This is a genomic window from Schinkia acidoalkalinis (assembly GCF_054301215.1).
Genome location: NZ_CP182573.1, coordinates 883,807 through 905,341, shown reverse-complemented (window position 1 = coordinate 905,341; position 21,535 = coordinate 883,807). Strand labels below are relative to the sequence as shown.

The 21,535-nt window shown below is 37.2% G+C and carries 19 protein-coding genes; 17 read left to right on the top strand and 2 right to left on the bottom strand.

Translation table 11 applies throughout. The annotated features are described in order from the left end of the window. Positions 1-4 precede the first annotated feature (4 nt). Positions 5-814 carry an IclR family transcriptional regulator gene (locus ACNQFZ_RS04660; protein ID WP_458414189.1) on the bottom strand — a complete coding sequence of 270 codons (810 nt, stop codon included), beginning with the start codon at positions 812-814 and terminating at the stop codon, positions 5-7. A 226-nt stretch (positions 815-1,040) separates the two neighbouring features. Between ACNQFZ_RS04660 and ACNQFZ_RS04655 the strand changes: the two genes are divergently transcribed. The 15 genes from ACNQFZ_RS04655 (at position 1,041) to ACNQFZ_RS04585 (ending at position 18,320) form a co-directional block, all read left to right on the top strand. After that, complete coding sequence (locus tag ACNQFZ_RS04655; protein ID WP_458414188.1) at positions 1,041-2,516, top strand: aldehyde dehydrogenase; 1,476 nt, start codon at positions 1,041-1,043, stop codon at positions 2,514-2,516. A 23-nt stretch (positions 2,517-2,539) separates the two neighbouring features. Further along, a complete protein-coding gene (locus tag ACNQFZ_RS04650) occupies positions 2,540-3,328 on the top strand; it encodes a 2-keto-4-pentenoate hydratase (protein ID WP_458414187.1) in 789 nt (262 codons plus the stop codon). A gap of 19 nt (positions 3,329-3,347) precedes the next feature. After that, on the top strand, positions 3,348-4,232 hold the full coding sequence (locus ACNQFZ_RS04645; protein WP_458414186.1) for an acetaldehyde dehydrogenase (acetylating): 885 nt from the start codon (positions 3,348-3,350) through the stop codon (positions 4,230-4,232). Between the two features lie 17 nt (positions 4,233-4,249). Further along, a complete protein-coding gene (dmpG, locus tag ACNQFZ_RS04640) occupies positions 4,250-5,281 on the top strand; it encodes a 4-hydroxy-2-oxovalerate aldolase (protein WP_458414185.1) in 1,032 nt (343 codons plus the stop codon). 17 nt (positions 5,282-5,298) lie between these two features. Next, positions 5,299-6,087 (top strand): 2-keto-4-pentenoate hydratase, encoded by a 789-nt coding sequence (locus ACNQFZ_RS04635; RefSeq protein ID WP_458415308.1) that lies wholly within the window; start codon positions 5,299-5,301, stop codon positions 6,085-6,087. 181 nt (positions 6,088-6,268) lie between these two features. Then, the gene (gene hpaI, locus ACNQFZ_RS04630; RefSeq protein WP_458414184.1) at positions 6,269-7,189 is read left to right on the top strand and encodes a 2,4-dihydroxyhept-2-ene-1,7-dioic acid aldolase; all 921 of its coding nucleotides are present in this window, start codon (positions 6,269-6,271) and stop codon (positions 7,187-7,189) included. Between the two features lie 83 nt (positions 7,190-7,272). Further along, on the top strand, positions 7,273-8,784 hold the full coding sequence (gene hpaE / locus ACNQFZ_RS04625) for a 5-carboxymethyl-2-hydroxymuconate semialdehyde dehydrogenase (RefSeq protein WP_458415307.1): 1,512 nt from the start codon (positions 7,273-7,275) through the stop codon (positions 8,782-8,784). A gap of 247 nt (positions 8,785-9,031) precedes the next feature. Then, positions 9,032-9,706: a GntR family transcriptional regulator gene (locus ACNQFZ_RS04620; protein ID WP_458414183.1), complete on the top strand. Its 675-nt coding sequence runs from the start codon at positions 9,032-9,034 to the stop codon at positions 9,704-9,706. A 171-nt stretch (positions 9,707-9,877) separates the two neighbouring features. Then, complete coding sequence (locus ACNQFZ_RS04615) at positions 9,878-11,071, top strand: ABC transporter substrate-binding protein (RefSeq protein ID WP_458414182.1); 1,194 nt, start codon at positions 9,878-9,880, stop codon at positions 11,069-11,071. 36 nt (positions 11,072-11,107) lie between these two features. Beyond that, the gene (locus ACNQFZ_RS04610) at positions 11,108-11,989 is read left to right on the top strand and encodes a branched-chain amino acid ABC transporter permease (RefSeq protein WP_458414181.1); all 882 of its coding nucleotides are present in this window, start codon (positions 11,108-11,110) and stop codon (positions 11,987-11,989) included. Between the two features lie 12 nt (positions 11,990-12,001). Further along, on the top strand, positions 12,002-13,060 hold the full coding sequence (locus ACNQFZ_RS04605) for a branched-chain amino acid ABC transporter permease (RefSeq protein ID WP_458414180.1): 1,059 nt from the start codon (positions 12,002-12,004) through the stop codon (positions 13,058-13,060). Next, positions 13,060-13,842, top strand: coding sequence for an ABC transporter ATP-binding protein (locus tag ACNQFZ_RS04600; RefSeq protein ID WP_458415306.1), 783 nt, complete (start codon positions 13,060-13,062; stop codon positions 13,840-13,842). The genes ACNQFZ_RS04605 and ACNQFZ_RS04600 overlap by 1 nt, the downstream gene beginning before the upstream one ends. Beyond that, on the top strand, positions 13,836-14,564 hold the full coding sequence (locus tag ACNQFZ_RS04595) for an ABC transporter ATP-binding protein (protein WP_458414179.1): 729 nt from the start codon (positions 13,836-13,838) through the stop codon (positions 14,562-14,564). Before ACNQFZ_RS04600 ends, ACNQFZ_RS04595 begins: the two co-directional genes overlap by 7 nt. Positions 14,565-14,778: 214 nt before the next feature. After that, positions 14,779-16,665, top strand: a complete 1,887-nt coding sequence (locus tag ACNQFZ_RS04590) for a XylR N-terminal domain-containing protein (RefSeq protein ID WP_458414178.1) — start codon at positions 14,779-14,781, stop codon at positions 16,663-16,665. Positions 16,666-16,832: 167 nt separating this feature from the next. After that, positions 16,833-18,320 carry a 4-hydroxyphenylacetate 3-hydroxylase family protein gene (locus ACNQFZ_RS04585; RefSeq protein ID WP_458414177.1) on the top strand — a complete coding sequence of 496 codons (1,488 nt, stop codon included), beginning with the start codon at positions 16,833-16,835 and terminating at the stop codon, positions 18,318-18,320. Positions 18,321-18,416: 96 nt separating this feature from the next. On the opposite strand, the gene ACNQFZ_RS04580 is transcribed toward ACNQFZ_RS04585, so the two are convergent. Next, positions 18,417-19,307, bottom strand: a complete 891-nt coding sequence (locus tag ACNQFZ_RS04580; RefSeq protein ID WP_458414176.1) for a cytidyltransferase — start codon at positions 19,305-19,307, stop codon at positions 18,417-18,419. A gap of 275 nt (positions 19,308-19,582) precedes the next feature. Here ACNQFZ_RS04580 and hpaD point away from each other — a divergent pair, with 275 nt between their 5' ends. Both hpaD and ACNQFZ_RS04570 read left to right on the top strand, forming a co-directional pair. Further along, positions 19,583-20,566: a 3,4-dihydroxyphenylacetate 2,3-dioxygenase gene (gene hpaD, locus ACNQFZ_RS04575; protein WP_458414175.1), complete on the top strand. Its 984-nt coding sequence runs from the start codon at positions 19,583-19,585 to the stop codon at positions 20,564-20,566. A gap of 108 nt (positions 20,567-20,674) precedes the next feature. Next, positions 20,675-21,505, top strand: a complete 831-nt coding sequence (locus ACNQFZ_RS04570) for a MerR family transcriptional regulator (RefSeq protein WP_458414174.1) — start codon at positions 20,675-20,677, stop codon at positions 21,503-21,505. Positions 21,506-21,535: the final 30 nt, after the last annotated feature.

Sequence of the window (21,535 nt, the reverse complement as noted above, 5' to 3'; positions counted from 1 at the left end):
ACTTTTATCGCCGGTACCCCATTCTATCGGATATTTCCATACTTGCCTCCATTACCTTTTTAGCAAGCGGTCGTATTTTACTTTGTTGAATGCGCTGCATTGGTCCTACTACTGTTAAAGCGGCAATCACTTTGCCTGTATAATCATAAATTGGTGCAGCTACCGAGTGCACACCTTCGTTGAATTCAGCTAGACTATATGCAAATCCATCTTCTCTTATCTTCTTTAGTTGTTCTCTTAACTTATCTGGATCAGTAATCGTAGTATTTGTAAACTTATTAAGCCCTGAATTGATTACTGCCTCTACAAGGCTTTCATCTGCATGGGCTAACAGCACTTTGCCAGAACTCGTGCAATAGGATGGATTCCTTTTACCGACATGTGTTAAAGCTCTTACATAATGATTACATTCCATCTTTTGGATATAAATAACATCTGTATGATCCAAAACTGATATATGTGCCGTTTCATCAATTTCATGGACGAGCTTACTTAAAATTGGTTGTGATTCACGGTAAACGTCCATGTTGTTATTGATGATGCCGCCGAGCGTGATAATTGTCATACCTAACCGATACTTTTTTGTTTCGGGGTCTTTGTAAACAAATCCCTCACTTGCTAAAGTTGCCATTGTCCGGCTAACTGTACTTTTATTCAGACCCAGCGACGCTGCAAGGTCGCTAATTTTCTTTTCAGGTTCATCCATCGAAAAACTTTTTAAGATTAGTAGGGCATTTTTAACAGAAGATAGCAGATTGTCCTTATTGTCCTTTACATCCTTATCAATTGTATCCAACGTGTTACATCCTTTCATAGTTTCATATAGAAAAACGACGTATCTCTATGGAAAACAATATCAAAAAAAAACGTATTTGAAAAGGAATGATTTCCAACAAATGAATATTTTGAAAAAAATTTCTAAAAAATTATTATTGTTTCATATAAAGCAACAACGAGGTTGTATGTGCAACATTACGGAGTTATCATAATTGTGTGAATTGTCGTAAAATAGTTAAAAAATCTAGGGAGGAATTAGAAAAATGATTGAAGAAATTAAAGTGAGTGCACCTGTAAAACCAATTAATTGCTTACATTTTATTAACGGAGAATATGTATCCTCTTTTAACAAGAAAACATTTGAAAATATTAATCCTGCAACGGAAGAGGTATTGGGAATCGTACATGAGGGAGGTAAAGAGGAGGTAGATGTAGCAGTTGCTGCTGCCCGGAAAGCATTAAATGGACCATGGAAAAAGTACACAGTTCAAGAGCGTTCCAAAATTTTACGCCGCATTGGTGATTTAATTTTAGAAAGACAAGAGGAACTTGCCTATTTAGAATCAATGGATACGGGTAAACCATTTTCTTTAGCCAATAAAATTGATATTCCGCGTGCAGCATACAACTTTCATTTTTATGCGGACTATATTGTTGGTGTTAACACAGATGCAAATGAACAAGACGATGTTGCATTGCACTATACATTACGCCGCCCTGTTGGGGTAGTAGGTATTATCAAACCATGGAACCTTCCTTTACTATTATTAACATGGAAATTAGCACCTTGTTTAGCAATGGGAAATACATGTGTCATTAAGCCTGCTGAATGGACGCCAATGACGGCAACAGTATTAATGGAAATTATGAAAGAAGCAGGACTTCCTGATGGTGTTGCGAACCTTGTTCATGGTTTTGGACCAAATTCTGCTGGTGGAGCCATCTCAGAGCATCCTGACATTGATGCCATTTCCTTTATCGGTGAACCAGGAACAGGCTCTGCGATTATGAGATCAGCAGCAAAAAGTTTGAAAAAGCTTTCATTTGAATTAGGAGGAAAAAATCCGAATATCATTTTCGCTGATGCTGATTTGGATGATTGTATCGAAACAACAATCCGCTCAAGCTTTGTCAACCAAGGTGAAGTTTGTCTTTGTGGATCAAGAATATATGTAGAGCGACCAATTTATAACGAATTCATCGAAAGATTTGTTGCAAAAACAAAAGAATTGAAGGTAGGAAATCCGTTAGAAGCGGAAACTACAACTGGTGCACTAGTTAGTAAGGAGCACTATGAAAGAGTATTAAGCTATGTAGAAAGTGCAAAGGAAGAGGGTGGAAATATTCTAATCGGTGGAAAACGACCTGAAGGGTTGGGAAAAGGATATTTCTTAGAACCAACGATTATTACTGGTTTACATGATGATGCACGTTGCGTACGTGAAGAAATCTTTGGGCCAGTTGTTACAGTAATGCCATTTGATACAGAAGATGAAGTAATTGAAAAAGCAAATGATACACATTATGGGCTTGCTGCGACAGTTTGGACCAGCAATTTAAAACGCGCCGTTCGCGTAACGAAGAATCTTGAAGCTGGAGTAATCTGGGTGAATACTTGGTTCCTTCGTGATTTACGCACACCATTTGGTGGAATGAAACATAGTGGTGTTGGTAGAACGGGTGGAATGCATAGTATCGATTTCTATTCTGAGTTTTCAAATGTAACGTTAAAATACTAACAAAAGAGAATGGAGTGGAGCACGTGACTACTCAAACAATTCAATATGCCGATCAACTAAGAGAGGCGGAATTGACCGGTGTCGGGATTGATCCGTTGACATCAGTCAGTCCAAATCTTACACCGGTTGAAGCCTATCATATTCAACTTGAGAATATTCAAAGAAAGCTAGCTGATGGACAGAAAATAGTAGGTAAAAAAATTGGTTTAACATCTCTTGCTATGCAAAAACTGCTTGGTGTAGATGAACCGGATTACGGACATTTGTTAGATTCGATGGTTGTAGAAAACGGCGGAATGATTTCAATGAGTCAAATTCTGCAACCACGGGTAGAAGGTGAAATTGCCTTTATTTTAAAAGAAGATTTAATAGGTCCAAATGTTACAACTCTTGATGTATTAAAAGCAACAAGATATGTTGTTCCTGCGTTGGAAATCGTCGGAAGTAGAATTAAAGATTGGAAGATAAAATTACCAGATACGATTGCTGATAATGCTTCTAGTGGTCTTTATGTGTTGGGCGGGAAACCAACAAAAGTAGAAGATGTTAATTTAGAACAAATCGGTATGGTTTTAACAAAGAACGGCCAGCTAGCAAACACTGGTGTAGGGGCTGCAGCACTAGGAAACCCGGCAACATGTGTGGCATGGCTTGCAAATAAATTATCACAGTTTGATATTCCACTTCGTGCGGGAGAAGTAATATTGTCGGGAGCACTTTCAGCAATGGTCGTGGCAGAGCCTGGTGATACATTTACGGCGCGGTTTGCACATTTAGGCCAAGTCACTGTTAATTTTGAAAAACAAAAGTAATAAAGGAGGTTGTCTATTGATGAGTAAAGTGAAAGTCGCTATTTTAGGTTCAGGTAATATTGGTTCGGATTTAATGATCAAACTTAGAAGATCTGCAAATCTAAAATTGACAACAGTTATTGGTGTTGACCCACAATCTGATGGATTAAAGCGTGCTAAAGAATTCGGTTATGTGACATTTGATAATGGTATTGATGGTTTTCTAGAACAACCAGAGTTGGCAGATATCGTCTTTGATGCTACTGGAGCAAAGCCGCATCTCCGTCATGCCAAATTATTAAAAGAGGCAGGAAAACGGGTTCTTGACTTAACCCCTGCTGCAGTAGGTCCATTTGTTGTGCCAACTGTTAATATTGGCGAACATTTAGATGATGATAATGTCAATATGATTACTTGTGGTGGCCAAGCCACGACTCCGATTGTCCATGCGATTAATCAAGTTCAACCGGTTGAATACGCTGAGGTTATAGCTACAGTTTCTAGTAGAAGTGCCGGTCCTGCAACAAGGGCAAATATTAATGAGTTTATCGAAACAACGAATAGTGCGCTTGAAATTATCGGAGGTGCAAAGCGTGGAAAGACAATCATGATTATCAATCCAGCTGAACCGCCAATAATAATGCGAGATACAATCCATGCGCTTGTCGAAGGAGAAACCGTTGACGAAGTTGGCATTACGAAAGCTATTCGCGATATGGAGAAAAAGGTGCAACAATACGTTCCAGGTTATAGGGTTAGACAGGATCCCCTTTTTGAAGGAAATAAAGTGACGGTCCTTATTGAGGTAGAAGGTGCCGGTGATTATTTGCCTAAGTACGCAGGAAACTTGGATATCATCACGGCTGCATCAGTTCAAGTTGCTGAACAATGGGCAGTTAAAATGTTAGCGAATGTGACTGCATAAGAAAGGAGGAAATGAAGATGAAATCAAATAAAAATAAAAATATAGTTATTACAGAGGTAGCATTACGTGACGGCAGTCATGCGATTAGACACCAATATACGGTAGAACAAGTAACCAATATTGTGAAAGTACTTGATGAAGCGAATGTACCATATATTGAGGTATCACATGGCGATGGATTGGGAGGTTCTACGCTCCAATATGGTCTTTCATTGACAAATGAATTTGAATTAATTGAAGCAGCTGCTGCTACTGCGAAAAATGCAAAGATTGCTGTATTGCATTTACCGGGAATTGGTTTAGAGACCGATTTAAGACAAGCTGCTAAGTTGGGAGCAAAGATGGCCAGGGTAGCTACACATGTCACTGAGGCGGATGTTGCCCCTGCTTATATTGAGCTCGCGAAAGACCTTGGTATGGAGACAGTCGGATTCTTGATGATGTCACATATGGCTCCTACAGCTAAGTTAGTTGAGCAAGCTAGATTAATGGAGAGCTATGGCGCTGATATAGTATATGTAGTAGACTCTGCAGGGGCATTATTGCCACACCAAGTATCGGAAAAAGTTCGTGCTTTAAAGGATAGTCTTTCTGTAGAAGTTGGATTCCACGGGCATAACAATCTGTCCTTAGCAATGGCTAATACACTTGTAGCGATTGAAGAAGGAGCGACAAGAATCGATGGCAGTCTAGGCTGTTTAGGGGCTGGTGCTGGAAATACACAAACAGAGGTATTAGTAGCTGTTTTGGATAGACTGGGCATTCATACAGGAATCGATATGTACAAGATGATGGATATTGCGGAGGAGCAAATTGCACCGCTATTGGAAAAACCGCAAGTCATTAGTAGGGATAGCTTAATACTTGGTTATGCCGGAGTATACTCAAGCTTTTTATTGCATGCAAGAAGAGCTGCTGAAAGGTTTAATATTGACTCCCGTGATATTTTAATTGAGCTCGGCAAACAGCACATCGTCGGTGGTCAAGAAGATATGATCGTTGATGTGGCCGCAGAAATAGCAAAACGTAAAAATGTCACTATTGGCTAGGGAGGAAAATAATCGTGATAACAAAAGAACAAATCAAAGATATCGCAACCTATTTGTTGGATGCAGAGACTGGCAAACATGAGGTTGTTAAAGTAACAGCATCTATTAAGCCTGACCTAACCTTTGATGAAGCCTATTTAGTTCAAGAAGAAATTGTTAGAACAAAATTAAGCGAAGGCAAAAAAATCGTTGGACCCAAAATGGGCTTAACAAGCTTTGCAAAAATGAAACAAATGGGCGTAGAAGATCCAATTTATGGCTATGTGTTTGATTATATGTTGATTGATAATGGTGGAAAAGTTAAATTAAGTGATTTGATTCATCCGAAAGTTGAAGCGGAAATCGCTTTTGTCATGGGAGAAGACATAGAAGGACCAGGTGTTACGGGGGCCCAAGTATTAGCCGCGACTGAATATGTGCTTCCGGCGTTAGAAATCATTGATAGCCGCTATGAAAATTTTAATTTCACACTTCCGGATGTAGTAGCCGATAATGCTTCAACGTCTAGAGTTGTTTTTGGTACAACTTTGAAAAAACCGGAACAATTTGAACTGGATTTAGTTGGTACAACGATTACAATTAATGGTGAAATGAAAGAACTTGGAGCAGGTGCGGCGGTTCTTGGGCATCCAGCCAATTCGGTTGCAATGCTTGCCAATATGCTTGCCCGTAAAGGGGAAAAGGTGAAAAAAGGCGATATCATTTTAACCGGCGGTATCACTGGTGCCGTTATGCTTTCTAAAGGCGATGTTGTATCAGGTAAATTTGATGGCATAGGTGAAGTTACCTTTACAGTTGTTGACTAATAGATTTCATAAAAGAGAGTCATTTAGGCTCTCTTTTATTTTTTTGTTCAAAAAATAAAAAAATCATATATGATTTTAAAAAATCTATTGATATCATATATGATTTGATATATGATTTAAATGTAAAGTAAATTAAATGAATTTTCTATAAATATTCGTATTAGGAAGGAAGGAATAAATCATGTACAAAGAATTGAAAAAGAGATTAAGAGGATCCATAGCACCTGTAGTTACACCATTTAACGAAGATTATTCAATCGATTTTGAAACACAAGAGAAACTTATCAACTGGCAAATCGAAAGCGGAAGCCATGCAATTTCTGTATGTGGTACAACTGGTGAACCTTCATCTTTAACAACGGAAGAGCGCGTAAAAGTTATGGAAAACGCTGCAAGAGTAATTAATGGAAGAGTTCCATTTGTTCCTGCAACTGGTTCTGTTAATTTTGATGAAACCATTTACTTAACTCAAAAGGCTAAAGAAATTGGAGCAGATGCTGTATTAATCATCGTTCCTTATTACAACAAACCATCACAGCATGCATTATATGATCATTATAGAACTATTGCTGAAACAGTAGATGTTCCAATCATCGTATACAATATCCCTGGTAGAACAGCAGTAAATCTACATGTTGACACATTAGCTCGTCTTGTAAAAGATGTTCCACAAATCATTGGAGTTAAAGAATCTAATAAAGACTTCGAACATGTTAACCGTGTGTTATTAAAGTGTGGAAGAGATTTCAATTTATATTCTGGTATCGAATTATTATGTTACCCAATGTTAGCTATCGGTGGAGCTGGTCACATTAGTGCAACAGCAAACCTTCTTCCTAAAGAGATTGCTAATCTATACAATGATTATGAAGCAGGAAACATTCAAGGCGCATTAGATCATCATTTTGAATTAATGGAATTAAATGATGTTTTGTTTGAAGATACAAACCCTGCGCCATTAAAAGCTGCTATGGGAATGATGGGTATTGCTAAACCTATTTTACGTAGACCGATGGCTCTTCCAACACCAGAACTACAAGAAAAACTTCGTAATGTATTATCAAGACATGTAGAACTTCCTGAAAAAGTTGTAACTAAATAATAGCTAATAAAATAATTAAAACGTCCCATTTAATTAACTAGATTCCTAGTTGGTTAAATGGGACAGATAAGGATGTGAATATGATGCAAAGCCAAACAGTGGATTCAAAAGCTTTAAATACTCATAAAAAATTAGAAGATATCAAGTTATACATCAATGGTCAGTTCGTTGATGCCGAGGCAGGCACCACATTTTCAAATACAAACCCTTTTACAAATACAGTGATTAACAATATCGCTGAAGGTCGCAAAGAGGATATGGACAAAGCGGTTGCGGCTGCAAACGAGGCTTTTAAAAACGGTCCTTGGACTAGGATGAAATTAAAAGAACGTGTGAAATATATTAATAGAATTGCAGATCTTATTGATGAAGCGAATGATGAAATCGCTTTCCTTGAATCATTAGATACTGGTCTACCAATCAGTCAAACAAAAAACCAGGCTGCACGTGCAGCGGAAAACTTCCGTTTCTATGCGAAAATGATTGAAACAAAACATGGTGAAATGTTCCCAATGGATGATGAGTTCATTAACTACACGGTTTATAAGCCATTAGGTGTTGTTGGTCTGATTACACCTTGGAATGCTCCGTTTATGCTGGAAACTTGGAAGGTAGCACCTGCATTAGCTACTGGTAATACTGTAGTGTTAAAACCAGCAGAATTATCTCCGTTAACAGCAAATAAATTAGCTGAGATTATTGATAAAGCTGGTTTACCAAAGGGTGTGTTCAACGTTGTTCACGGTTTCGGTGAAACAGCTGGTGATGCATTGGTGAAGCATCCTGATGTGAAAGCTATTTCCTTCACAGGTGAAACAACGACTGGTTCTATTATTATCAAAAATTCAGCAGATACGCTTAAGAAAACATCTATGGAGCTAGGGGGTAAATCACCTCTAATCGTGTTCGAAGATGCTGACCTTGACCGTGCTCTAGATGCTGCGGTATGGGGAATCTTCTCTTTTAATGGTGAACGTTGTACATCAAATTCACGTGTGTTCCTTCATAAGAAGATTAAGGATAAATTTGTTGAAGCATTAAAACAAAGAGTAATCAACATCAAAATCGGTGATCCAATGGATCCATCTACACAACTTGGTCCACTAGTTGAAAAGGGTCACTATAACAAAGTAAAAAGCTATATTGAAATCGCGAAAGAAGAAGGCTGCGAAGTAGTACAGGGAACAATACCGGAAGAAGTAAAAGCAGGTAACTTCGTACCTCCAACGATTCTATTAAATGCAACCAATGATATGAGAGTCGCTCAAGAGGAAATCTTCGGACCAGTTATGGCTGTAATTGAATTCGAAGATGAAGAAGAAGTAATCAAAGCTGCAAATGATGTGAAATACGGTCTTGCTGGATTCGTATGGACGAATAATCTTAAAAGAGCTCATCGCGTAGCAGACGTAGTTGAAGCTGGTATGATCTGGATCAACGCTCAAAACGTCCGCGATTTGCGTATTCCTTTCGGCGGGACAAAAGATAGTGGAATCGGTAGAGAAGGTGGTCATTATGCCTTTGAATTCTACACTGAGCCAAAGGTGATCCATGTTGCTATCGGTGATCACCACATTCCACAGTTTGGAAAATAAAGAGGAAAGATAAAAGCTAGAGGGGCAATTCTCTCTAGCTTTTATTGAAACTAGCAATAGTGCAAGATTGAACGATTCATACTTAAATTTAATTGTAAAAAATGTATAAAAAACACTTGAAATCATATATGATGTGATATATGATTCAGATAGAACAACTAAATATACCGCGGAGGTGACATATAGCTGCCATATTTCAAAAGACATCGTGAATAGCTGATTGAAAAAATTTATGGAAAAGAAGAAGATGAATCGACGTCAAAGGGGAACAATTAGCAAAACACAGTATGCGTATGAATACATAAGCGCCAAGATTCTTGAAGGCATTTATGGGCCAGGCCAGCGCATTGTGATCGATCAAATTGCAAAAGAGCTTGGAACAAGTACGATTCCGATACGTGAAGCCATTCGTAATCTTGAATCAGATGGATTGATTCAATATAAAGCCTATAGCGGTGCTATCGTAAGCGCTATCAATGAAACAGAATATATTGAGATACTGTCTGCTATTTCCGTTTTAGAAGGTTATGCCGCTGCACTAAGTGCCGAACGCTTAAACTCCCGAAACTTGGATGAAATGATTAAGTTTAATGATCAAATGTATGAGGCATTACATGACTTTGAATTTGATAAGTTTAATCAACTTAATCGAAAATTTCATTCTATTATTATTGATAATTGTGGCAATAATTTTTTAATAGAAGAAATTCGACAAACACAACAACGATTGGATCGGATTAGGCGCTCCATTTTTACTTTAGTACCGCAACGTATCCGTGAATCGGTTGAGGAACACAACTCTATTATTTACCTTTTAAAAGAAAAAGCACCTTCATTTAAAATCGAGGAAGAAGTGCGACAGCACCGTAAAAATACGATGATTGCTTTTAGAAATTGGAAGCAAGAAAATGAATGCCGCTGAATTTTAGGAAAAAGGCCATGATTTGATTATAAATATCAGAAAATAAATTATATTCATAATTATGTTGAAGGTAAAATAGAAGTTGCATCATTATTATGTTTTTCATTTTGACAACGTTTTCAATAAATAGATTCAAAGGGATTTAGAAAAAATAAATAATGAGGTGTAAAAATGAAAAAGCTTTCTCTTTTAATTTTATTCGTATTGAGTGCAATATTGTTATTTGGCTGTAGTTCTAGCAGTGAAACAAATTCTAATGAAACGAAATCAGACTCCGATACTATTAAAATAGCAGCAATTTTTTCAACTTCTGGGGGAGCTGCACCGCTTGGATCACCAGGAATGGAAGCGGCAAAAATGTTAGTTGACATGAAGAATCAAGAGGGTGGCATTAACGGGAAGAAGATTGAATTAATTTCGTACGATGATAAGTCAGATCAAAATGAGGCAGTATTGGCTATGAAAAAGGCGATTACTCAAGATAAGGTGTCTGCAGTAATTGGTGGTTCAATAAGCGGAAATGCTTTAGCAATGCTTCCACTTGCTGAACAAAATAAAGTTCCATTCATCGCTTCAGCGGCAAGTCAACAAATCTACCAAAAAGAAGACGGATCACCACGTGAATATGTATTTAAAGTATCACCGGATGATACACATGCAGTTGATAAAATTTTACAATATTTAAAAGCTCAAGGTATTACAAAAGTTGCTTGGTTAAATGTTGCCAATAACTATGGTACTGGTGGACATACACAATTTCAGAAACTAGCTCCGGAATATGGAGTTGAGGCAGTGATTGAAGATGAGTTTGATGTCACTGTGAAGGATGCAAAGCCAATGTTAACAAGGGTTAAAAAGGCAAATCCACAGGCAATCATTGTTTGGGGTACTGTTCAGGAAACATCAGTAGTTGTTAAAAATATTAGAGAGTTAGGAATTGAATTGCCTATCATCGGAAGTCATGGCATTAGTTCTGTACAATTGTTTGAACTAGCAGGTGATGCGGCGAATGGATTAATCTTACCATCAGCAAAAATTATTGTCGCAGAACAACTGCCTGACAGCGACCCGCAAAAAGAAGTGCTTCTTCAATTTAAAGAGCAATTTGAGAAAAAATACAATGAACCTGTAAGCTTATTTGCTGGTCACGCTTGGGATTCATTTGTGATGGTTACTAAAGCTATTGAAAAAGTAGGTACAGATGGAGCGGCTATTAGAGATTATCTCGAAAATGACCTTGGGGAATTTGTTGGGCAAGATGGAGTTTTCCACGTAAGTCCTAAAAATCATAATGGTTTATCTACTGACGATATGGTGATGGTGAAAGTAGAAAATGGTAAATGGGTTTTAATGGATAAAGAGTAATCAGGGTTACACCGAATAACAGAATGGAGGTATTCAATGGAAGTTCTCAGTCAAATGCTACAGTTATTATTCTCCGGATTAACAATCGGATCTATTTATGCCTTAATTGCTATTGGCTTTGTAATCATATACAACGTCACTGGTGTTTTAAATTTAGCACAAGGTGAATTTGCGATGTTTGGTGCTTTGATTAGTATTGCATTTGTTAAGATGGGGCTGCCTTTATGGGCAGCCGTTATCTTAAGTATAATGATTGTTATTGGCATCGGTGCATTGTTTGAAAGAGTAGCAATTTATCCGGCACGAAATTCTTCAGTACCAACACTTATTATTATCACGATTGGTGTATCGATTGCTTTTCGTGGAATAGCGATCCTAATCTGGGGAACACAACCACAGGCATTACCGCCGTTCACGGATAATACACCGATTAAATTCTTAAATGCGGTTCTATTGCCACAAAATATATGGGCAATCGCTATTTCAATTATCATTTTGTTCGCTATGATTTACTTTTTCAACAAGACCTATGTTGGAAAAGCTTTAACAGCCTGCGTGGTCAATGTATTTGCAGCAAGGTTGATGGGGATTAATCCAGAGAAAATGTCACTTATAACTATATCCATAAGTGCGGGACTGGGGGCTCTAGCAGGAATTGTAATTGCCCCAATTTCAGGTGCGACCTACGATATGGGAATGATGCTTGGCCTGAAAGCATTTGTGGCTGCAGTTATAGGGGGATTAACAAATGCCCCGGCGGCGATTGCAGGTGCATTTATTATTGGAATTCTAGAATCGTTTACTGAAGGTCTTTGGTCGGGTGGGTTAAAAGATGCTGTAAGTTTTACATTGTTATTGGCTATTTTATTCTTAAAACCAGAAGGATTATTTGCAAAAGCATCAGGTAAACGGGTATAAGGAGGATTGGATATGCATAAAAAACAACTGAAAAATATTTATAATAACGGCCCTATTGGAATCCTTCTCTTTTCCGTTTTACTATTACTCCTGCCAATATTCATTAAGTCCAATTATTTTTATACAGTTCTGATTATGATTGGCTTCTATGCACTTGTTTGTAACGGAATGACGATGTTGGTTGGTTATGCAGGTCAAATTTCTTTAGGTCATGCTGCATTCTACGGTATTGGCGCTTATTCAACAGCGATTCTTTCAACAACTTACGGAGTCTCTCCTTGGATGGCAATCATTGTGGGAATGGTTGTTGCCGGTATCGTTGCCTTAATAGTTGGAATCCCAACCTTTAAATTAAAGGGGCACTACTTAGCATTAGCTACATTAGGCTTTGGAATTATTATCTATACAGCGTTCAAAGAGCTCCGTGATCTAACAGGTGGTTCCAATGGATTTTTTGGTATTCCTACGATAAGTTTGTTTGGTTTTGAATTTAATAATGATGTACGCTTCTTTTATTTAGTTTGGTTTTTTGTGATCATCGGACTTATTTTTTCGCGAAATGTCATCCATTCACGAATCGGACGTGCGTTAAGATCAATTGAAGGTAGTGAAATTGCATCTGATGCTGTTGGAGTCAATATTATGAACTATAAGCTTCAAGTTCTAATATTAAGTGCAATGTTTTCTGCGTTGGCGGGCTCTCTACTAGCTCATTATGTGTCATTTATCAACCCTGAGTTGTTCGGTGTAAATACCTCAATTTTCTTTTTGATTATGGTTATTATTGGTGGATCCAGCCGGATTTGGGGGTCGATTGTAGGGGCAGCCACCTATGTACTCTTAGGTGAATTGCTAAAACACTATATTCCAGTTTTATTACCAAATGCAGGAGGAGAGTTTGAGATTGTATTTTTCGGTGTGCTGTTAGTCATCACGCTGATTTATATGCCTAACGGCTTATCACCACAGCTAGAAAAACTATTTTCCGTCTTTCAGAAGAAAAAGCACGTTCAACATGCATTCCAGGTTGGTGTTAATAGAGCAGTTTCCGGAGGTGACAACCAATCATGATGGATACAACGATATTAAAAGTGGAAAAATTAACAAGGCAATTTGGTGGGGTCCTCGCTGTTAATGACGTTTCTTTTGAAGTAAAGAAGGGTGAAATTTTCGCTGTTATCGGACCGAATGGTGCTGGGAAAACGACATTATTTAATATGATAACCGGTGTTTTACCAAGTTCGTCAGGGAATGTTTATTTTAATGAAAAAAAGTTAACAGGTTTGAAACCATATCAAATAGCAAAAGCTGGCGTAACAAGAACCTTTCAAAACCTTGAAGTATTTAGTAATATGTCGGTTATTGAAAATGTAATGACTGGTGCTCATTTAACAATGAAAACAAACATGTTTACAGCTGGGTTTCGTCTTCCGATGGTTGTTAAAGAAGAACACAAAATAATGAAGAAAGCGATGGAATGCCTTGAGCGTGTCGGGATTGCAGACCTGGCCTATGAAGTCTCTGAAAGTTTACCATATGGGAATCAAAGATTATTAGAGATAGCACGAGCAGCTGCTTCCAATCCGAAATTAATTTTACTAGATGAACCAATGGCTGGTTTGAATTCCGAAGAGTCTAGACAGCTAGTGGAAGTCATATTGAAGATGAGGGAAGAAGGCATGACCTTTATTTTTGTTGAGCATGATATGGAGACGGTTATGTCCATTTCTGATCGTTTGGTTGTACTCGATAATGGAGTCAAAATTGGTGAGGGGACTCCAGACGAAATTTACCAAAATCCAAAGGTTGTTGCAGCATATTTGGGTGATGAAGAGGAGGAGATCTTATGCTAAAGGTTGAAAACCTCCACACTTATCACGGTTTTCTCCACGTCTTAAAGGGGATAGAATTTGAGCTTAATCAAGGTGAGTTATTAGCCATCGTCGGCTCTAATGGAGCTGGAAAAAGTACCTTACTTGGTACTCTTGCAGGTATATATTCTCCTAAGGAAGGTTCCATAACTTTAAGAGATGAAAATATTACAAAAGATGGTGTCCAAAAGGTTGTCTCAAAGGGGATTTGTTTAGTCCCGGAGCGACGTCAAATATTTACATCTATCTCAGTAAAAGATAATCTTCTTCTGGGTGCTTACCATAGATATAGTAAGGACAAAAAAACTATTCAGAAGGATTACGAAGATATAGTAGAAATGTTTCCACGCTTAAAGCAAATGCTAGATCGTCCAGGTGGTTTATTATCCGGAGGGGAACAGCAAATGGTGGCAATTGGTCGAGGCCTTATGGCTAAACCTAAAGTTCTCATGTTAGATGAGCCTTCTTTAGGACTTGCTCCGCTCATTGTTAAGGATATTATGAATATATTAAGAACATTGTCTGATGAAATGGGGACAACGATTATCCTCGTTGAGCAAAATGTTAAAGCAGCTTTAAAAGTTGCGGATCGAGGCTGTGTCCTAGCACATGGTAAAATTGCTATATCAGGAACAGCAAAAGAACTACTAAAGGACCCAAGGGTACAAGAGGCCTATTTTGGCAAAACCAGTACAACAGCATAAAAAAAGTCAAGTGATACGACACAGGAAGGAACTGCCCGAAGGAAGGTTCTTCCTGTGTTTTTGTGTGGGAATGAAATGTAGTCATTTTCTATAATGAAGTAGGCTCACAATAAAATGAATGTACGCCCTTTTGTTTGAAAGTTGCAAAAAGTGCAAAAAAAATTTAAAAATATAGGGAGAATAGAATATTTTTTAAAAGGAAGAGGGGGGTTTAATGGTCAATAAAATATTTCATGATTTACATATTCAACAAAAGGATGGTGCTATTTTTTTAGATAGTGAACGAATTTTATTAACTCCATCCTCTGTTTTTGGCACATTAAGAAAAGAACTAATAGATAATATCGGCATGGAGCGGGTAAAGGGGTTTTTATTGCGATATGGTTGGAATATGGGAGCCTATGATGCGGAAAAGGCATGGGCAAACAAAAACACACCTTCAATCAAGGAGATTCTTAAAGAGGGTCCCATCCAGCATATGATCAAGGGATATACAAAGGTTCAAACAGTAAAGACAGATATTGAATGGGACGTTGATTGCAAAGTCAAATCTGTCTATGTAGAAGGAGAGTGGTTTCATTCTTATGAGGCGGAGGAGCATATGCGCCAATTCGGCATTGCTGATGTGCCTATTTGTTATACACTGATTGGCTATGCGAGCGGCTATTATTCTACTATTTGTGGGCATACGGTCATCTTTAAGGAGTTATCCTGTAAAGGGATGGGGAAGGATCAGTGTAAATATGTAGGTAAATCGATTCATAGTTGGAATGGCGAAGCTGATGAAGAATTAAAGTACTATGAAAACTCTACAATCGTAAAAGAGTTGGAAAGAACGTATGAAGCATTACTTCAAGAGCGGAATAACCTTTCCAAAGCAACGGAAATAAGTAAAAGGATCACTCAGGCATTAATCAATGGTAGTGACTTGCAGTCGATTATTGATGACATCTCGAAAACATTAAGGATTCCAATTATCATTGAGGATGTAAATTTTAGGGACTATGTTTATGCTGGGCTGTCCAAGGATGAGTTGGAAAACATCAAGCTGGATTTTTCTGAATGGATGGGAAGATATGAAATCGGTACTAGCGTCATTTCTTATTCAAACATGCGGAAAATTAAGGCAAGAGAGCATTCACGTTTAATGACACCCATCATGGTTCAGAAAAAAATGTTTGGTTATTGTTCGTTTGTTTATCAAGTGGATTGTCAATCATTGCCGGAATTGGACTACATGGTTTTGGATCGCCTCTCTTTTATTGCCTCCTTACATCTTTTAAACGAAAAAACAAGCTTTGAAGCGATGGAAAGAATGAAGGGATATTTCTTCGAACAAATATTAAACGGGCAGTTTGCATCGAAAAAAGAAGTTTTGCAGCGAGGTAGATTCATTAATATTGATTTGGAATCTCCTTATTATATTGTGATCCTAAAACATCATTATTTGGATGACTTTTTAAAAAAGGAACTCATTTTCTACGAAGAATTGCTGGATACAACTGTCCAATATTTTAACAAAAAAAAGGCCGGGGTCATTATTGGTCAACGGGCTGCCGATACGGTTTTGTACGTACAAATAAGGAATTCTGAACATACGATTGAAAAACTATGTAATCAATTTATTTACCATTTAACAACAAAATATCGGGGTGCTAATTTTCTAATTGGAATAAGCTCTCTTGCTGAAGATATTATTGATGCGCCTGAACATTACCAGGAAGCATTAAGCGCTATAGAAATGGCAAATTCGCACAAAAAGGCTGTTTCGTTTAATGAGCTGGGATTAGTCGGAATGATGCTTCATTCTAAGGATCAAAATGTGATTATCCAAAAAGCGAAATATATGCTGAATCCTTTGCTTAATAATGGTGGCAATAAAGATACAGAGCTCATCAAAACGTTATATGTATTTTTGCAAAATGGAGGCAACCTCGAACGAACAATGGAAGATCTTGCTTTATCTAAAACAGGATTACGATATCGAATACAGAAAATCGAAAACTGTTTAGGTATTGATTTAAGAGAGCCTGAAGTGAGTTTTCAATTGCGATTAACTTTTCAGGTTTTAGTGCTGAAAGGAGAATTTGTTTTTGATTGATAGTTCAGTAAATAAACATTTAGATATTTTAAGTTTAATAAAATTATAATTTTAGAACTTTAGTGTCGTAGCAAAACACTCCTAAATCATATATGATTTAAACAAGGAAAAGAAATATTAAAAATATTTCAACTTTTGACAAAAATCAATTAAGGGAGATGTTGTTCATGCCAGCACGTACAGGAGCACAGTATTTAGAAAAGCTAAAAAAAGACCGACGCGAAATTTACCTTAACGGAGAAAGAATTGAAGACATTACAGTACACCCACAACTTAAAGGTGGAGCAGAATCAATTGCTCACTTGTATGACTTACAATATCTACATCCTGAGGTTATGCTATCTGAAAATGAAAACGGCGAAAAAGTTGGAACCGCTTTTATGTTCCCAAAATCTAAAGACGATTTATGGAAATTACACAAAGCTTCTAAACTTTGGTCTGAAGCTTCTGCAGGAATCATGGGACGTAGCCCGGACTACTTAAACATTACATTTGCCTGCTATGCCAGCAGAACGGATGTATGGGACAAATATGGCGAATCAGAAAAAGGTAAAAATTTAGAAAACTACTTTAAATATATTCGGGACAATGATTTATGTTTAACACACTGTATCGTTAATCCACAAGTGGACCGCTCGGTACCAGAAGCACAGCAAGGTGAGGGAGATTTAGCCCTTCACAAGGTTGGCGAAACCGAAGATTCCATCATTGTAAGTGGAGCTAGAATGTTAGGTACATTAGCACCGTTTGCTGATGAAATGACCATCTATCCTTCAAGAGCAGGTCAAGGAATCCGTCCTGAAGATTCAAAGTATGCGTTAATGTTTGCGGTTCCAATGGATCATCCAGGAATGATGTTGCTTAACCGTGATTCTTTCAGTAAGCAACGTGATTTATTTGATTATCCACTATCAAGTCGTTTTGATGAGCAAGACGCAATTGTAATCTTTGATAATTGTCATATTCCGAAGGACCGTGTATTCATCGATGGAAATACTGAATTATATCGTGCAGTAACATCAGAAGTAAACTGGGGTGCATATATCGTATTCCAAGCAATGACGAGAGCGCTTACAAAGCTTGAGTTCTTATTCGGTATTGGTCACATGATTGCTGACATGAACGGTGTTAATGCATTTGACCATATTAAAGAAAAGCTTGGTGAAATCTGGCAATATAAAGAATTAACACGTACTGCGATTGTTTCAGCAATTGAAGGTGCTAAGGAAAATGGAGTGAATGGTGTATTAATTCCTGACGGTAGGCCATTACAAGCTTTAAGAGGATTAATGCCAAAATGGATTCCGAGATCCATCGAATTAATTCAACTTATTGGCGGCGGCGGTTTCTTATGTACTCCATCTAAGAAAGATATGGAAGGTCCATTAAGACCATTTATCGATAAGTACTATCAAGCTAGAAATAAATCTGCATTAGAAAAAATTAAAGTAAACCGTCTAGCTTGGGACTTCATCGGTTCAGATTTAGCTGGTCGTGGTGAATTATATGAGCGTTTCTATCTAATCGATTCATTCCGTGTAACAATGGATACTTATACGACTGCTGATAAAGAAACTGAAATGGCTCTAGTTAAAAAGTTCTTAGACCAAATGGTGTTGGAAGAAAGTAAAGAACCAGTTACCAATGGTAAATAAATAGTTAGAAACTGAAAGAAGCAAGGGAGCCCCTTGCTTCTTAATTTTTTAAGAAAAATGTCTTGTGTGTCCAATATTTAGCCCTGTAATATAGTTCTATAAAGCGTAAACGTTTTCTTTTTCGATTTCAATTTGCTGTCCTTTGTTCGTATTGGAGATTAATTCCATCCATTTAATATTAACAGGGCTTCCAATTGATAGATTATAATCTTCATATATATATACATAGAGATGACTAAAATGGTCCTTTATTACGATTTTTTCAATGATTCCGTTGTAGAATAGATTGTGACATGTTAATTGAATTTGGTATTGTCCTTCGCTCGGTAGCAGGTAATCGGAATCAACTCTAATGACCAATTCTTGTACGCCATCGTTTAAGAGTAAAGATCGCTTGATTAGTCCATTTACCTTATGATAACACCCTAAATATTTTGGAATTAACTGCATATGTCCTTGTTGAAGTAATTGCCGGATTAAGGTTGAACTTATTTTTTCCTTGTTGTGGGAAATTTTCTTAATTACCGTTACACCGAAGTGTCCTTCACCTGCTTTTATAAGCGTTTCCATATTTCCTTGTCCTTTGTAGCCGTATGTGTAATCAAAACCGGCAACGATGTGTAAACACCCTAGATTAATAAGATATTGTTCGACAAACTCTTCTGGACTAAGCTTTGCGAAATCTGGATCAAACTTTACAACATATAGCCGATCGACACCCATGCTATTTAGAACATCTTGCTTTCTATATAAAGGGGTTATATATTTCACGGGAGCGTTGCTCTTATTTACAATTTGTCTTGGATGTGGATAAAAGGTCATCACTGCCATTGGGACATTTTTTTCAGCTGCAATCCTTTTTGCGGTTTGAATCAATCCTTGATGGCCTAGATGGACTCCATCGAAAAATCCAAGCGCCAAAACACAAGGCTCAGAATTCATTAATTGTGATTTAACCATTGAATGTTGAATGAAAATAGTCTCCACCGTGAATTTCCCCCTGTATACAACAACTTATTTTAGTATGAAACAAAATCATACCATGTCACTAATATTATATACGAAATAATATACGATTTCAATGATAATAGAATATCATGAATTTTTTTAAAAGGTAGAAATTTCTGAAATAAATTATTGACTCTCCGGTAACTGGATACTTTATATTATAAGTATAAAACAAATATACAAGATGATTGCTAAATTACTAAATCATTTATTTAGTAAATCATTAGGGTACTATAATAAAAGGAGAGGATATAATGAAGAAAAACGTTGATATTATTCGTTTCCACCATGCGGAAGTGACTGTGACTGATTTAGATCGTGCGAGAGAGTTTTATTGTACTGGTTTAGGCTTTATTGAAACAGAATCAGATGAAGAACATATTTATTTAAGAGCCATTGAAGATGCCAATCATCATTGCTTAGTCTTGACAAAAGGAAAACTAGCTAGCCTAAAGCACATTGCCTATCGTGTTGGTAGTGATCAAGATTTAGATGTGCTTGATGAACTGTTTACAGAATTAGGTGTAAAGAAAGTTTGGATTGAAGCCGGTGAGGAAAAAGGCCAAGGACGTGCATTACGGATTCAAGATCCAGGCGGTATGCCGGTAGAGTTCTTCTATGAAATGGATAGGGCAGAAAGAATGCTGCAAAAGTTTCATTTACAAGGGAATTCAAAAGTTAAACGGATTGACCATGCAAATTGTTTAATTACTAATATTGATGATTTATATGAATGGTATAGCAATCATTTGGGCTTTAGAACTTCTGAATTTACTGTAAACGGTTACGAAGAGAATGAGCATATTTGGGCTGCATGGATGCACCGTAAACCTAGCGTACATGATCTGGCGCTTATTAGTGAAAAAGGCCCCCGTTATCATCATACAGGATTTTGGATGGATGATGCGAAGTCAATTTTGGACGCGTGCGACCATTTAGCATCATTAGGCTATCATGCCCATATTGAACGCTCACCAGGAAGACATGGAACGTCTAATGCGTTTTTCGTATATGTACGTGACCATGATGGAAATCGAATTGAGCTATATACAGGCGACTATTTCACAAACGACCCTGACTTTGAACCAGTGAAGTGGCATCTTGATGACCCACAAAGAGCAACTTTCTGGGGTGCTTTGCCGCCAGAAAGTTGGAGAAACGAAGCAGTATCTGTAGAAGATATTGTAACGGGCCAGCTACTTCCAATTGAAATAGTGAAAAGATTAGAAAAAGCTTAATAACAATAAGAGGTCGGCTCCCATTGGGTCGGCTTTTTATTTTGAAATTTACGAAAATTGAAATAAAATGAGATTAGTTGTTATCTACATGATAAGCAGGTGATAGAAATGAAAAATAAATTTTCCATCGGTCAATTGTCAAAATTGCACAACATTCCAATTAAGACTCTTCGTTATTATGATGAAATAGATCTTTTCAAACCAATCGAAGTCAATGAAGAAACTGGTTACCGTTATTACTCACCTGAGCAATTTAAGCAATTGGATATTATTCATTATCTAAAAACGTTAGGGGTACCGTTGAAAGAAATTAAACAACAGCTTCAGAGCCGAAATATAAACGAATTATTAGATTCTTTAAAGAATCACCATGTATCGATTGAAACAAGGATAAAAGAATTAAAGAAGATTAAAACATGGCTTGAGGGGAGAATTTATGAAATAGAGGGGAGTCGGAAGAATGTTACGATAGGGGTTCCCGTCGTTCAATACCTCCCAAAAAGAATGTTGGTCCAATTGCAACAAAAAATTGAGGGTGTAGATGAACTAGAGTTAGCCCTTCGAAAACTTAAAAATCAATATGGCGTTAGAACGCCAATTTTTCTTGGAAAAGTAGGCTTCACCCGGACGATTTCGAATGTTCTACAAAATTGTTTTAAAGAATACAATTCAATCTTTCTATTTTTGGAAGAAACAGAAGAGCAAGATTTATTGCATACAATGAGCAGCTCCTTTCCAGAAGGAGAGTATGCATCCATTTATTATCGTGGTGAGCGAAGTGAAGCGGCAGACTATTATAAGGATTTACTGATTTTTATTAAAGAAAATAACTACAAAATAAAGGGAGACTTTATTGAACGGGCGATTATTGACCAATTTCTTTCCAGTGATCAAAAGGCATTTTTTACTGAAGTTCAAGTACAAATTGAGCGAATCTGATAATTACGCTTGAAATCATATATGATTTAA

Coding starts and splice junctions, on each gene's coding strand:
- ACNQFZ_RS04660 (WP_458414189.1), bottom strand. CDS start 814: ATGAAAGGATGTAACACGTTGGATACAATTGATAAGGATGTAAAGGAC.
- ACNQFZ_RS04655 (WP_458414188.1), top strand. CDS start 1,041: ATGATTGAAGAAATTAAAGTGAGTGCACCTGTAAAACCAATTAATTGC.
- ACNQFZ_RS04645 (WP_458414186.1), top strand. CDS start 3,348: ATGAGTAAAGTGAAAGTCGCTATTTTAGGTTCAGGTAATATTGGTTCG.
- dmpG (WP_458414185.1), top strand. CDS start 4,250: ATGAAATCAAATAAAAATAAAAATATAGTTATTACAGAGGTAGCATTA.
- hpaI (WP_458414184.1), top strand. CDS start 6,269: ATGTACAAAGAATTGAAAAAGAGATTAAGAGGATCCATAGCACCTGTA.
- hpaE (WP_458415307.1), top strand. CDS start 7,273: ATGCAAAGCCAAACAGTGGATTCAAAAGCTTTAAATACTCATAAAAAA.
- ACNQFZ_RS04620 (WP_458414183.1), top strand. CDS start 9,032: ATGAATCGACGTCAAAGGGGAACAATTAGCAAAACACAGTATGCGTAT.
- ACNQFZ_RS04615 (WP_458414182.1), top strand. CDS start 9,878: ATGAAAAAGCTTTCTCTTTTAATTTTATTCGTATTGAGTGCAATATTG.
- ACNQFZ_RS04610 (WP_458414181.1), top strand. CDS start 11,108: ATGGAAGTTCTCAGTCAAATGCTACAGTTATTATTCTCCGGATTAACA.
- ACNQFZ_RS04605 (WP_458414180.1), top strand. CDS start 12,002: ATGCATAAAAAACAACTGAAAAATATTTATAATAACGGCCCTATTGGA.
- ACNQFZ_RS04600 (WP_458415306.1), top strand. CDS start 13,060: ATGGATACAACGATATTAAAAGTGGAAAAATTAACAAGGCAATTTGGT.
- ACNQFZ_RS04595 (WP_458414179.1), top strand. CDS start 13,836: ATGCTAAAGGTTGAAAACCTCCACACTTATCACGGTTTTCTCCACGTC.
- ACNQFZ_RS04590 (WP_458414178.1), top strand. CDS start 14,779: ATGGTCAATAAAATATTTCATGATTTACATATTCAACAAAAGGATGGT.
- ACNQFZ_RS04585 (WP_458414177.1), top strand. CDS start 16,833: ATGCCAGCACGTACAGGAGCACAGTATTTAGAAAAGCTAAAAAAAGAC.
- hpaD (WP_458414175.1), top strand. CDS start 19,583: ATGAAGAAAAACGTTGATATTATTCGTTTCCACCATGCGGAAGTGACT.
- ACNQFZ_RS04570 (WP_458414174.1), top strand. CDS start 20,675: ATGAAAAATAAATTTTCCATCGGTCAATTGTCAAAATTGCACAACATT.